14 protein-coding genes are annotated in these 12,684 nt (G+C 48.5%); 4 read left to right on the forward strand and 10 right to left on the reverse strand.

What is annotated here, in order from left to right; genetic code table 11:
• Window positions 1–102: 102 nt before the first annotated feature.
• Window positions 103–777 carry an ABC transporter ATP-binding protein gene (locus AC5JR3_RS08405; RefSeq protein ID WP_495844883.1) on the reverse strand — a complete coding sequence of 225 codons (675 nt, stop codon included), beginning with the start codon at window positions 775–777 and terminating at the stop codon, window positions 103–105.
• Window positions 778–1,038: 261 nt separating this feature from the next.
• Between AC5JR3_RS08405 and AC5JR3_RS08410 the strand changes: the two genes are divergently transcribed.
• A complete protein-coding gene (locus tag AC5JR3_RS08410) occupies window positions 1,039–1,965 on the forward strand; it encodes a Sll0314/Alr1548 family TPR repeat-containing protein (protein ID WP_495844885.1) in 927 nt (308 codons plus the stop codon).
• A 106-nt stretch (window positions 1,966–2,071) separates the two neighbouring features.
• Here AC5JR3_RS08410 and AC5JR3_RS08415 read toward each other — a convergent pair whose 3' ends face one another.
• The 5 genes from AC5JR3_RS08415 to AC5JR3_RS08435 all read right to left on the reverse strand — a co-directional run bounded on the left by AC5JR3_RS08415 (window position 2,072) and on the right by AC5JR3_RS08435 (window position 6,440).
• On the reverse strand, window positions 2,072–2,665 hold the full coding sequence (locus tag AC5JR3_RS08415) for a Crp/Fnr family transcriptional regulator (protein ID WP_495844887.1): 594 nt from the start codon (window positions 2,663–2,665) through the stop codon (window positions 2,072–2,074).
• 50 nt (window positions 2,666–2,715) lie between these two features.
• A complete protein-coding gene (locus AC5JR3_RS08420; RefSeq protein WP_495844889.1) occupies window positions 2,716–2,868 on the reverse strand; it encodes a hypothetical protein in 153 nt (50 codons plus the stop codon).
• Window positions 2,869–3,068: 200 nt separating this feature from the next.
• Window positions 3,069–3,776, reverse strand: coding sequence for a pentapeptide repeat-containing protein (locus tag AC5JR3_RS08425; protein WP_495844891.1), 708 nt, complete (start codon window positions 3,774–3,776; stop codon window positions 3,069–3,071).
• 57 nt (window positions 3,777–3,833) lie between these two features.
• Complete coding sequence (locus AC5JR3_RS08430; protein WP_495844892.1) at window positions 3,834–4,622, reverse strand: TspO-related membrane protein; 789 nt, start codon at window positions 4,620–4,622, stop codon at window positions 3,834–3,836.
• A 165-nt stretch (window positions 4,623–4,787) separates the two neighbouring features.
• Window positions 4,788–6,440, reverse strand: a complete 1,653-nt coding sequence (locus tag AC5JR3_RS08435) for a Ppx/GppA phosphatase family protein (RefSeq protein ID WP_495844894.1) — start codon at window positions 6,438–6,440, stop codon at window positions 4,788–4,790.
• A 121-nt stretch (window positions 6,441–6,561) separates the two neighbouring features.
• On the opposite strand from AC5JR3_RS08435, the gene AC5JR3_RS08440 reads away from it, so the two are divergent.
• Complete coding sequence (locus AC5JR3_RS08440; RefSeq protein WP_495844896.1) at window positions 6,562–7,446, forward strand: 4-hydroxybenzoate solanesyltransferase; 885 nt, start codon at window positions 6,562–6,564, stop codon at window positions 7,444–7,446.
• 91 nt (window positions 7,447–7,537) lie between these two features.
• Window positions 7,538–8,035, forward strand: a complete 498-nt coding sequence (locus tag AC5JR3_RS08445; RefSeq protein ID WP_495844898.1) for an SLOG cluster 4 domain-containing protein — start codon at window positions 7,538–7,540, stop codon at window positions 8,033–8,035.
• 52 nt (window positions 8,036–8,087) lie between these two features.
• On the opposite strand, the gene AC5JR3_RS08450 is transcribed toward AC5JR3_RS08445, so the two are convergent.
• The 3 genes from AC5JR3_RS08450 to purS are packed head-to-tail and all read right to left on the reverse strand — an operon-like array spanning window position 8,088 to window position 9,823.
• On the reverse strand, window positions 8,088–8,795 hold the full coding sequence (locus AC5JR3_RS08450) for a TVP38/TMEM64 family protein (protein ID WP_495844900.1): 708 nt from the start codon (window positions 8,793–8,795) through the stop codon (window positions 8,088–8,090).
• 12 nt (window positions 8,796–8,807) lie between these two features.
• A complete protein-coding gene (gene purQ / locus AC5JR3_RS08455) occupies window positions 8,808–9,539 on the reverse strand; it encodes a phosphoribosylformylglycinamidine synthase subunit PurQ (RefSeq protein WP_495844902.1) in 732 nt (243 codons plus the stop codon).
• Window positions 9,536–9,823, reverse strand: a complete 288-nt coding sequence (gene purS, locus AC5JR3_RS08460; RefSeq protein ID WP_495844904.1) for a phosphoribosylformylglycinamidine synthase subunit PurS — start codon at window positions 9,821–9,823, stop codon at window positions 9,536–9,538. The genes purQ and purS overlap by 4 nt, the downstream gene beginning before the upstream one ends.
• Before the next feature lie 94 nt (window positions 9,824–9,917).
• Here purS and AC5JR3_RS08465 point away from each other — a divergent pair, with 94 nt between their 5' ends.
• Entirely contained in the window at window positions 9,918–10,340 is a 423-nt protein-coding gene (locus AC5JR3_RS08465; protein ID WP_495844907.1) for a Fur family transcriptional regulator, read from the forward strand.
• A 74-nt stretch (window positions 10,341–10,414) separates the two neighbouring features.
• Here AC5JR3_RS08465 and AC5JR3_RS08470 read toward each other — a convergent pair whose 3' ends face one another.
• Window positions 10,415–12,667: a Tex family protein gene (locus AC5JR3_RS08470; protein WP_495844909.1), complete on the reverse strand. Its 2,253-nt coding sequence runs from the start codon at window positions 12,665–12,667 to the stop codon at window positions 10,415–10,417.
• Window positions 12,668–12,684: the final 17 nt, after the last annotated feature.

Raw genomic sequence — 12,684 nt, forward strand, 5'->3', positions numbered from 1 at the left:
CTCCACTTTTGCCCTTCTCTCTTTTGTAAAAAACCTACACCTGTGAGCGCTCCCCGGCTCCCCTGCTCCCCGGCTCCCCTGCTCCCCGGCTCCCCCGCCGCTTCAAACTGCCGACTGGGGTTGCGACTTTTTCGCCGCTAATGTTGCCGGATCGGTTGCTTCAAGTTCTCCGTGGTTCAGCATCCAACAAGAGTCAGCAATTTGCAACAAATCCCCCGCATCGTGAGTAACGATCAACAGCGTCCAATGGGTTTTGAGTTTCGCTAGCAAGTTGACCAACTGCCGACGCATTGACCAGTCTAAACCTGCTGTTGGTTCATCTAGCAGCAGCATGTGGGGTTGGCGAATGAGCTGGACGGCTAGGGCTAGGCGTCGCTGTTGACCTCCACTGAGGGCATTGGGAGAAGTTGCCAGGGGAAGATGATCGAGTCCCACTTCTTGTAATGCTTCGTGTACCCGTTGGGAACCCAACTCTGGATGACCAATCCGCAGTTCTTCAAGGATCGTGTTGCCGCAGAAATGCCGCTCAGGAAACTGAAATACTAATCCTGCTAACTGTTGCAACTCTAGAGATGATAGTTCTTGGGTTTGCCAAAAAACGTCGCCACCTGTTCTCTCTGCTAGTCCCGCTAAAATCTCCAGCAGCGTACTCTTGCCAGAACCACTGGGGCCAATAATTAACCCTAATTGCTGAGGGGCGAGTTCTAAGTTAAGAGATTTTAAAAGCGCAACTGGAGTAGCAGGGGGATGATAGGTCAGATTTTTGAGATACAGCATTAATATTCTTACGAAATCAGGGCAAAGTGATGAGCCTACGTTAGCAAAGCCTCGATAAGTGGTTCGCTACAATTTAAGTCGGTCAAGGCTGTTGGATCATGGGGCGCTGTGTAACAAGCCACCTCTTGATTGATGAGAAGGCGATCGCCTCTCAATCTTGACAAACTTAGCACCGATTGAGAAAGGCTTCCCCACTGGAACCTTGCTTCGTGGCGCTACGTCAGACTTGATTTAAACCTAATCTTTTTCTCCTTGGCGATCATGACGAATCAGTTTTCTGTAACAAAGCGCCTATCTGCTGCTCTTGCCAGTGCAGCAGCGATCGCACTGTCGTTCTCGGTTAGCCCCGCTTTTGCTGGCGATCCATTTCGTACTAGTGATGCTCGCGACATTGGAGACAACACGGAAGCAGCTTTTGAAGCCATCTTCAAAGAAGGGAACTATCAAGAAGCTAAGCGTTACCTCAGTCAAGCAGAAGCGAGTGAACCGAATGAACCTTTAGCCCATGCCATGCGGGCATCTCTCGCTTACACAGAAGAAGATTGGAACGGGCTAAAAACTTACGCGACAAAGACACTAGAATCCGCAGAAAAATTGCAGCGCACTGACCCGTTGCGGGGCAATCTCTACACTGCTGTGGGGAATTTTTTAGAAGGAGCTTATAACTTTAAAGAAGAAGGCCCAATTCGTTCTTTGGCGAAGCTCCAGCAAGTTTTTAAATCTCTGGATCAGGCAAAAGCGATCGCCCCCAACGATCCTGAGTTAAATTTGTTAACTGGATTCATGGATTTGATGTTGGCGGTGAACCTGCCTTTTTCTGATGCTTCACAAGCAATTGAGCGTCTAGAAAGCAATGCAGCACCTAATTATGTTTCCTACCGGGGAATTGCTGTGGGCTACCGCGATTTAGATCAGCTTCCAAAAGCACTTGACTATGTAGACCGGGCGATAGCATCAGCCCCATCAAATCCCGATTTAATGTATCTAAAAGCGCAAATTTTAGCCAAACAAAAGCAGTATTCCGAAAGTCTCAAGTTTTTCGATCGCGCTTTAGCAAAACGCGATCAACTATTGAGAAATGATGTTGCTCAAATCGTCTTTGAGCAATGCCGCGCTCAAAGCAATATGGATAGCATCAACCGCGATTGCTATGCAGAGTTGGTAAAGGTGAAAGAGGGCGGAAACTAGTATCAAATCCGCATAAATATCTAGCAGTTTAGATCCCCGACTTTTTAAAGCAGTCGGGGATCTCGCATTTACGAATTATTTAAAACCCACCCCGACGACTTGCCGATTAATTACGGTAGGGGTAATGAGGGATTTGGCGATCGCATAAAACAATCAAATGCCGCTGATGGCGGTGAATCATTCCGGCTTGCTCGAACTGACTCAGGAGCTGGGTGACGGTGACTCTGGTGGTACCGATGACTTCAGCGATCGATTGATGGGTTAGCCGCAAATCAATCAGTTTCCCAGAAGGAACTTGCCGACCAAATTTCTGGGCTAACCAAACTAGGAGTTGCTGCAAGCGCTGATGGATGCGATCGCAACGCACAATGCTCAGGAGCGCTTCATTTTGTTGTGCATGTGAAAAAATAGCATTGAGTACATAGCACCACTGATCAGCGGGAATAAAACTTGCTTCTACACTCGTCAAACATTCAAGGTCATAGGGCTGGATTTGAGACAGGGGTTGACCGACAATATCCCCGGCTCCCCAGTAACCCAACGCCATCGGAGTTCCCTCTTCACTCCAACTTAGGCTCCGCACTGCTCCTCGCTCAATACGCCACAAGGCATTTGCTGGTAACGGCAGGAGATTCCCTTTGCTGAAGGTTTGTTGTCTCCAATGGGTTGCTGAGGTAGGGGCAAGAGTCAAACTAGTCATAGCCGCTAAGTTTATAGACAACAAAAATTAATTGAGCAGTCAAGTGGAGATTACAGCCAAGTTAAGCTTTGTTGTTGCCGCCTTGCCCACCAGCGCTCAGGAGTCCGTTCGGGATCTTCATCAGGATAACTAGGAATGATAATCGTTCTTTGACCGGAAGGCTTGGTGGTTTTATCCTGAGAGTTGGCGTGGGTATTATTCATTGCCGTTCAGGGCATTCTGCCTGACTACATCTTCTTGAGATGTATCATAGATTAATTGAGAATAGTTTGCAATAGATATCAAAGAAAAACGGATTTTGAATCTGTTTAACGGGAGATAACCCTTGCAAATACGTCACTTCATCTGCTAAGACAAAGACAGTAATTCTCAGTTGAGTTAATACGCCTGTAGGGGGATGAAACTACTGGTGGACTCTGCCATCAGGCAAAATCGTGCCTGATAATAGCGCTCCTGTGAGCTTCACCATGATTTTGTCATCGAAGCCAATCTTAGCTCCTGTTAGATCCGCTCCACTTAAATTAGCGCCACTAAAGTCAGCACCAATCAAATTAGCCTCTCGCAAGTTGGCGTTGCTTAAGTTAGCTTCTAGGAGATTGGCACGGAAGAGATTTGCTCTTTCTAGAATCGCGCCTTGCAAATTGACTCTGTGTAAAAAGGCATCGCTGAGGTTTGCTTGAGTGAAGTTGGCATTGCTCAAATTTCTGCCGGAGAAGTCTTTTTCTTTGAGATCCGCGCCCCGAAAGTCAGATCCACTCATGTCAGGATAAGGCGATCGCGTTTGGTAATGCGATTGAGATGACGAGGTAGGGCGCGCTGGAGGCGCTGATTGATAGTAAGGACGAGGAGGTCTTTGGTAAGAGTAAGCGCTGGGAGGCTTGGATTGAGGCGTAGTATTTTGAGGCTTCGATCGTTGCGATCGCAACTCTTCCCGCGCCTGGTTAATTTCCTTGAGCTTGGCTTCGGCTTTTTGCTGCAAGCGAGGATTATCTTTAGGGATGCGATCGGGGTGCCAAATAAACGCCAAGTCTTTATAAGCCTGGTTCACTTCTTCTAGGGAAGCTCCAGGTTCTAATCCCAACACTTTGTAATATTCCTCTAGCTTGTTCATCTAAGCTCCCGCCTCCATCCCCTTATGATAGTGTCGTACGGGCTGTAGTTGCTGGAATCAGGATTTTGCAGTCCGTCGCTGCAGTGCTAATGCGAGTAATAGTAGGGCGAGAATACCTGCCAAACCTCCGGCTGTGGCTGCCAAAAGCGGATTGTTGGCTTGACGGACAGCGATCGCAACATACGCCCAGATAAAAACCAAGGGGTAAGCCACATCAGCCCGCCGTAACCGAAGAGTTGTCGCTATGACAGCACCAATAATTAGCAGAACCACCGTCCACCCTTGCGGGCTAATACCCCAACCATCCCAGCCTTGGTAATCTAGGGTGCTTGCCACATTCACGATTGTTGCAACGCTAATCCAGGCAAGGTAAATACTCAAAGGTCTATCCACCAACCACTTCTCAATTCGAGAAACTCGCTCTTTGACAATTTCTAAGCGCACATACGCCCCTATCAACGACAGCAAAATTCCCAACATCGCGACGACAGAAAGGACGAACATTTGGTACTGAAAGACAAATACCCAGACAATTTGAAACACACTTGCCAACACCAGCAGATAACCCATCCGACGCAAACGGGGATTTTGTCGTTGTGCAGGGAGTACCTGATAAACCCCAAAGCTAATCAAACCGAGGTAAATCAGCCCCCAAATTGCAAAAGCATAGTCAGCCGGAATAATCGGCACCTCGCCAAAAAAAGTGCTGGAGATCTCCCCAATCGTTAGTCCACTGGGCGGGGCAATATTGGCATAGACATTGACGCCAAAGGCAGCCAGAATCGCAATCAACGTGGCAACCTGCCGCAACAAATCAGAGTCGAAGCCTGCTCGTGAGGATTTCATAAGAAACGATTAATCAACATTAAAAGCAGAGAATAATAAATCCTGCGGTTAACACCAACTCTATCGAAGTACTCACCTATAAATTCCTCTTTCTTCTCCCTCTTCTCTCCTCCGTGTCCTCCGTGTCCTCTGTGGTTCGTTTAAAAAATGTATAAACTCTCCCATTTAATTAAGCACATCAGACACAGCTTCCAGATGGGCAACTAACTTAACACCATACTCCGCTTCAAAGACATCTTTTTTGTCATCAAGACTCCATATTTCTAGACTGCAATCATCCTGGGGGTGGGAGGGTTGGAGATGCAGATGCAGTTCTTTCTGCTCCGGGATATACTCACACTGCACCTGATGAATTGCCCCAATCTGTCGCCTATCTAGGGCAACGGCGAGGCGCAAAATGGCACTAACTTGATCGACCAACTGCCGATGTTGCTTGCTAGGCAGGTTATTGTAGTTGTCGTGCTTTTTCTTGGGCTTGTTGCGACGATGATAACGAGCGAGATTGGCAATAACTTCAATCTCCGCTTCCGTATAGCCCAACAATTCGCCATTGCGAATCAGGTAGTAAGAGTGCTTGTGGTGGGCAGAATGGCTGACGTATAAACCGCAGTTGTGGAGGATGGCGGCAGCCCAAAGCAGTTCGCGGGCTTCGCCATCCCACTCGTGCAAATGTCCTTGAGTTTGATCAAATAAGCTGAGGGCAAACTTGGCAACGCGATCGCTATATTCCCGATTCACCTGATATTTTTGAGCGACTTTCAGGACGCTGCGCTGACGCACCTCACCCTGGTAGCGCAATCGGTCTTCAATTAAACCGTGAGCCAGCATCCAGTCAACGATGACGCCTTCTCGTAGCGCCCGTTCGCCAATCACTAAAGACTCCACACCCAGCAGCGACATCGCTTCTAATAAAATCAGTGAGCCTGCTAAGATAATTTCCGATCGCTTATCGGACATACCAGGAACATCAGCGCGTTCGGCGTAATTCATCTTTGCCAAGCGATTAACCAGATCCTGAACACTCTGGTAACTGAGTTCATAGCCCCTTAGGGGATTTGGCACCATCCCCAGCTTTTCCTTGGCATGAATTTCTGCCAACGTCTCAATTGTGCCGGAGGTGCCCACGAGTTGGGGCTGTTCTCCCGGTTTTAACGTTGCCAGCAACTCCTCAATCGGGCGTTCTAGCCTACCGCGTATGTAAGCTCGTAAGTAATTAAACTCGCGATCGCTAATCGGATCGCTGGAGACAAACTCAGCCGTCAGGCGCACTGCGCCAACTTTCGTACTGCTAAGGAAGCGGGGTTCGTGGCGATCGCCTAAAATCAATTCCGTAGAACCGCCACCGATATCAATAATGATGTGGGGCTGGCTACTAAATTCCATCCCCGATAGAACACCCAGATAAATGCGTCGTGCTTCTTCTTGACCGGAGATTAAATTAACAAATAAGCCAAGTTCTGAGTCTACGCGTTTTAGAAAGTCCCGTCCGTTGGGGGCTTCGCGCACGGCACTGGTAGCAACGGCAACAATTTGTTCGGCATCCAAGCTTTTTGCTAAGTCTTGACAGCGTTGTAACGCCGCCATGGCTCGATTCATTGCTTGGGGCGTCAACTCTCCGGTTTTTGGATCGCGATCGCCTAAACGTACCGTATCTTTTTCTTTAGCAATAATCGTAAAAGCTGGCAGGGCTGGCTCGATGCATACCACCACCATATGAATTGAGTTGGTTCCGATGTCGATAGCAGCAAGAATATGCTCTTTATCCATGCCAGAAACAGCACCATTTAGGGAACTTAATTTTGTGGATGTGTTGACCATGCCCATGTATCCAGCTAACAATGAATCTCCCAGACTCTACGGATAACGATATCTTGAAAAGGGAACGAGTAACTAGCTACTCTCTCCTGGAATTCAGTAGTCATCAAACTCTAACAACGCTATGCTGACCCAGCCGCAACCCAACTCTGTACCTACATGGCTTGCCATTGTTCGTCTTTTGCGATGGGACAAGCCAGAAGGACGCCTGATTTTAATGATTCCTGCCCTTTGGGCGCTCTTTTTGGCGGCTAAAGGAACACCCCCCCTGGGCTTAGTGGGTGCAGTCGTTTTAGGAACCTTCGCCACCAGTGCGGCGGGTTGTGCGATCAATGACTTATGGGATCGTGATATCGATCCCCAAGTCGAAAGAACACGCGATCGCCCCCTCGCCTCTCGCGCCCTCTCTATTCAAGTCGGCGTTGTTGTTGCTTTACTCGCCATGGGCTGTGCGGCAGTCCTCGCCTTCTATCTCAATCCCTTTACCTTCTGGCTATGCGTCGCCGCCGTCCCCATAATTATTTTCTACCCTGCTGCCAAGCGCGTGTTTCCCGTACCGCAATTAGTCCTTTCCATTGCCTGGGGCTTTGCCGTCCTGATTAGCTGGAGCGCTGTAACTGAAGGTCTAGAACTGGCAACCTGGCTGCTTTGGGGGGCAACGATCTTCTGGACGCTGGGCTTTGATACGGTTTATGCCATGTCAGATCGAGAAGATGACCGCAGAATAGGAATAAATTCCAGTGCCTTATTCTTTGGTGATTATGCCGCGTCAGCCGTTGGTGTTTTCTTTGCGGGGACTGCTGGCTTATTAGCCGCCTTGGGTGTAGTGATGCAGTTGCAATTCAGCTTTTGGCTAGCCCTCGCTGTGGCGACAGTCGTCTGGGCTTGGCAGTACTCTCGACTCCGCGATAAAGACCTTCCCAATCCTGCCTATGGTGAAATTTTCCGCCAGAATGTTTGGATTGGTTTTGTTGTGTTAGCCGGAATGATTGCTGGATCGGTTTTTTAGATAACTTCAGATCCTACTTGTAGGGTGGGTGTTTGTGTAGCCGTGACCCACCACTGAAACTAAAACCAATACCCATTACCCAAGATTAATCATGAGGAAAATTGTAATTGGCGTCATGGGGCCAGGAAGCGGAGCCTCAGACACCGACCTGCACAATGCCCACGAACTAGGCAAACTGATTGCCACAGAGCAATGGGTACTACTGACAGGGGGAAGAAATATCGGGGTAATGAATGCGGCTAGTTGTGGGGCAAAAGCCTCACAGGGGCTAGTGGTGGGGATTTTACCGACAGAAGATGACCGGGGTATTTCTGGAGCTGTAGATATTGCGATTATCACAGGGATGGGGAGTGCGCGGAATAATATCAATGTCCTCTCCAGCGATGTTGTGATTGCCTGCGGTATAGGGTCAGGTACAGCGTCAGAAATTGCCCTAGCTTTGAATGCGGGGAAAGACGTTATTTTGTTAAGTGAAAATCAGGAAAGTCAGGTATTTTTTAAAGGCTTATCGGAAAATCATTGCTGGATTGCTAAGACGCCACAAGAAGCGATCGCACTGGTTAAAAAGCTTTTGGCTAAGGGTTCTTAACTTGTCGGTGGGCAGTATCAACTTCAGCCCCAGGCTGATTGTTAAAACTACCCTACTTGCTCTTTTTCTTCCGTGAATTCTTATTACCTGAAAGCGTCTTTTTAGCCAATTTTGTAGTATAAAAAGCAGCGCCTACCGTCGCAAATAAACCACCAACTTGTAAGGTTAATTGACCTTTTCCGCCACCGCCACTCATCAAATTAGCACCAATTGAACCTAAGTAAACGTACATAAAGATTACGGGTAGCATTCCTAGCCAGGAGAAGAAAAAGTAGTGCCGAAATCTAACTTTAGTGAGGCTAAAACCGTAGTTCAAAATATTGGAAGGAACGATGGGAGAAAGGCGAGTCAGAAAGATGATTTTCCAGCCTTCTTTGGCAACGGCTTCATCCAATAGGGCAAATTGGGGACGTTTGGCAATCCATTTTGTGATTCGTTTGCGTGCAACAGTACGACCTAACAAAAAGCAGGCACTTGCGCCCAAGGTGTCAGCGATAGAGATGACAATAACGCCTTTGAGAAAACCGAACAAGGTGCCTGCGGCTAAGAAGAGGACGGCGGCGGGTAAGCCAATCAGGGTCGCTAAAATGTAAATAACCACAAAAGCTGGCAATGCCCAATGACCAAGGGTTGTTAGCCAGTTCCTAATCATGACAAGCCACTCTTGGACGGGTAAAAGCATTAACGCCGCGATCGCTACGGCTACAACCGCAACTAGCAGCAACCATCCTTTATTCTTTGCCAGCCAGTCCTTGTTCATGCTTTCTACTTTCTACAAGCTTGAATTAACTAAACGCTTTGCGGAGGGTGCTTCACCCATTACAGTGGCTAGTAAGCCTTGAAACAAACCGATACCATCTGTAGCGCCTAGCATGGAGTCTGAGGCACGTTCGGGGTGGGGCATCATGCCCAAGACATTACCTTCCTGATTACAAATTCCGGCAATGTTACCTACAGAACCGTTGAGATTACAAAGTTCCTCCGTCTCACCCGTTGCATTGCAATAGCGGAACAAAACCTGGTGATGGTCTTCCAAGGCTTTCAACGTGTCGGCATCAGCATAGTAGCGACCTTCACCATGAGCAATCGGTAGGGTAATTACCTGTCCTGTCGAGTAAGCTGATGTCCAAGGGAGGTCGGTACGCTCGACTTTTAAGGGAGCGCGATCGCAAATAAAATGTAAGTCCCGATTCCGTACCAAAGCACCAGGTAATAATCCGGCTTCAGTCAAGACTTGAAAACCATTGCAGATGCCTAAAACATACTTGCCCTGTTTGGCATGGTTTACCACCGCTGGCATCACGGGAGAAAACTGCGCGATTGCGCCACAGCGCAAGTAGTCGCCGTAGCTAAAGCCTCCCGGTATGACGACAACATCCAGATCAGAAATATCCGTTTCTTCATGCCACACAAAGCGCGTTGGCTGACCGAGTAAGTCGCGAGTAACATAAGCTACATCGCGATCGCAATTTGAACCCGGAAAAACAATCACTCCAAACTTCACGCCGTTACTCCCGCTTCTACAGGTGCAGATGTTTCGACCAAATCAAATCGGTAATTTTCAATCACAGGATTTGCCAATAACTGGTCGCAAATTTTGTCAAGTTGTTCCCGTGCTGCCGATTCATCAGCAGCCCTTAGCGTCAGTTCGATATACTTACCAATTCGTACCTGCTCAACATTGTCATACCCCAACTGCTTCAGTCCGCCTTGGACAGCAACTCCCGCCGGGTCTAAGACCGAAGGTCGGAGGGTAACATAAATGCGAGCTTGATAGTGATGAGTCACTAGTCTCCCCTAAATTCTCAAAACGCTTCTTCAAGTTTGAACTACCAAGCCCCAAGTCAGCACAAGATTTCTCAAGCGATCCATAATACTGGTCATGAAACTCCAACGCACCCGCTCTCAAGAACGAATTTTGACGTTACTCAAAACCCTATCACGCCCCATTTCTGCCCAAGACCTGTATATAGAACTGCGAAATAGTAACCACAGTATGGGTCTAGCTACGGTTTATCGTTCCCTAGACGCCTTAAAACTGGAAGGTTCTGTACAGGTCAGAACCTTAGCCAATGGCGAATCGGTCTACAGTTCCCTACAGCAAGACCAACATCACCTCACCTGCTTGCAATGTGGTGAATCTATCACCATCAACGAGTGTCCTGTGCATGATTTAGAACACGAGTTACAAGATTCGCACTCCTTTAAGATTTACTATCACACCCTGGAGTTTTTCGGATTGTGCGATCGCTGCGCCGTCGCTAACAAGACTAATGAAGCTGATTCCAGCACACACCATCATTAAGCGGTCAGAAAATTTCTCCCATTACCATTGTCAGGAGTGGTTGGGTAAGAGGTGGGAAACCCAATCAGAAAAGGCTACTTACGATTGAATTTTGTCTTCAAATCGTTGAGGGTGGATGGTTTTGACGGCGTCTGGCGTTGTGTGGGGCTACTTTGCCCGTTGGTAGCACCATCGGCGGAACGCATCGACAAACTGATCCGCTTCAGCTTCTCATTCACTTCCATTACCCGCACTTTCACGACTTGTCCCACTTTGACGATTTCTTTGGGGTCGGAAACAAAGCGGTCAGCTAGTTGTGAAATATGCACTAGTCCATCTTGATGCACCCCGACATCAACGAATGCGCCAAAATTTGCCACATTAGTGACGATTCCTTCTAATTCCATACCGGGGGTAAGGTCAGTAATCTCTGTAACGCCTGCCTTGAAAGTGGCGTATTTAAACTCAGCACGGGGGTCACGTCCTGGCTTTTCTAACTCGCTGATGATGTCTCGCAGGGTGGGTTCGCCAACGGTGTCGGTGACGTATTTCTTCAGGTTCATTGACTGAAGGCGATCGCCCACTTTTGTAATATCAGTAAGGGGGACATTAAGATCGAAGGCGATCGCTTCTACCACTTTGTAACTCTCAGGATGCACCGCCGTATTATCCAAAGGATTGTTACCCCCGCGAATTCGTAGGAATCCTGCCGCCTGTTCAAAAGCTTTCGGGCCTAATTTGGGTACCTTCAGCAGTTGGCGACGATTTTTAAACGCACCATGCTCGTCACGATAGGTAACAACGTTTTTCGCTACCGTTAGCGTCATCCCAGAGACAAAGGTTAGAAGTTCCTTCGAGGCGGTATTTAGATCCACCCCCACATAGTTCACGCAGCTTTCTACCGTCTCATCGAGATTCTTCTTCAGTAACTTCTGGTCAACATCGTGCTGATACTGCCCAACACCAATCGATTTCGGGTCGATTTTCACCAACTCGGCTAAAGGGTCTTGCAGGCGACGACCGATACTAATCGCGCCTCGTACCGTCAGATCCAAATTCGGGAACTCTTCCCGCGCCACATCACTGGCGGAGTAAATTGACGCGCCCGACTCATTTACCATCACTTTAATCGGCTGGCGTTCCATCGTTTTTAGCACCTCCCCGACAAACTCATCCGTCTCGCGAGAAGCCGTACCGTTCCCAATGGCAATTAGCTCAATGTTGTGCTTCTCAATCAGCGTCTTGAGGATACTAGCCGCTTGCAGGCGTTGTCCGGCACCTGTATGGGGGAAGATTGCCTGATAGTCGAGAAACTTTCCCGTTTCATCTAGAGCCGTCACCTTACAGCCCGTGCGGAATCCGGGGTCAACTGCCAGGGTGGGCTTCATGCCAGCCGGAGCAGATAATAGCAACTCTCGGAGGTTGCTTTCAAAGGTTTTTATCGACTCAATATCGGCATCCAGTTTCTTCGCCCCGCGCACTTCGCTAATCAGGGAGGTTTTGATCAAACGGTTGAAAGCGTCTTTCAGCATTCCCTGGTAAAAGTTCCGCACCGTTCGGTCTTTGGTACGAATTTCCTCGGACTCCAGGTAAGCTAGCACCGCGTCTTCATCAAAGGACAGTTCAACCTGCAAAACTTTCTCCGTCTCACCCCGGAAAATGGCAAGCAGATTGTGCGAGGCGATGTCTTTCACCCTGGCTTGAAAGTTGCGGTACATCTCGAACTTGGTGCTACCTTCGGGATGGTCGTCTTCTTTGATGCGCGAGGCAAACAGCCCGTTTTGCATTAGGTAGTCGCGCAGGTAAGCCCGCAACTTAGCTTTTTCAGACACGTCTTCGGCGAGGATGTCGGAGGCACCTTTGAGGGCGTCTTCTACTGTTTTGACGCCCTTCTCCTGGGAGAGGTACTTTTCCGCCTCGTTGTCTAAGGATGCAGGTTGCGCGTTGGGCTGGTTTAGGGCTTTGATAAATTCAGCGAGGGATTCTAAGCCTTTTTCCCTAGCAATGGTGGCGCGGGTTCTACGTTTGGGTTTGTAGGGGAGGTAGAGGTCTTCGAGTTCGGTTTTTTGTAAGCAGGCGGTGATTTTAGTTTTGAGGAGGTCGGTGAGTTTGTCTTGAGAGGCGATCACTTCTAAAATTACCGCTTTCCGTGCTTCTAGTTCGGTTAGGTAGGTAAAGCGTTCAGAAATATCTCGCAGTTGCACTTCGTCAAGGGAGCCAGTGCGCTCTTTGCGGTAACGGGCAATGAAGGGAATGGTTGCTCCCTCAGCAAACAGTTCTAGAGTACTTTTGATCTGGCAAGGATTCAGGGAAAACTCTTCTGCCAGGAGTTGAGTGATATTCAGCATTGAGTGTATTAGCAGTG

This window comes from Kastovskya adunca, from assembly GCF_059505785.1.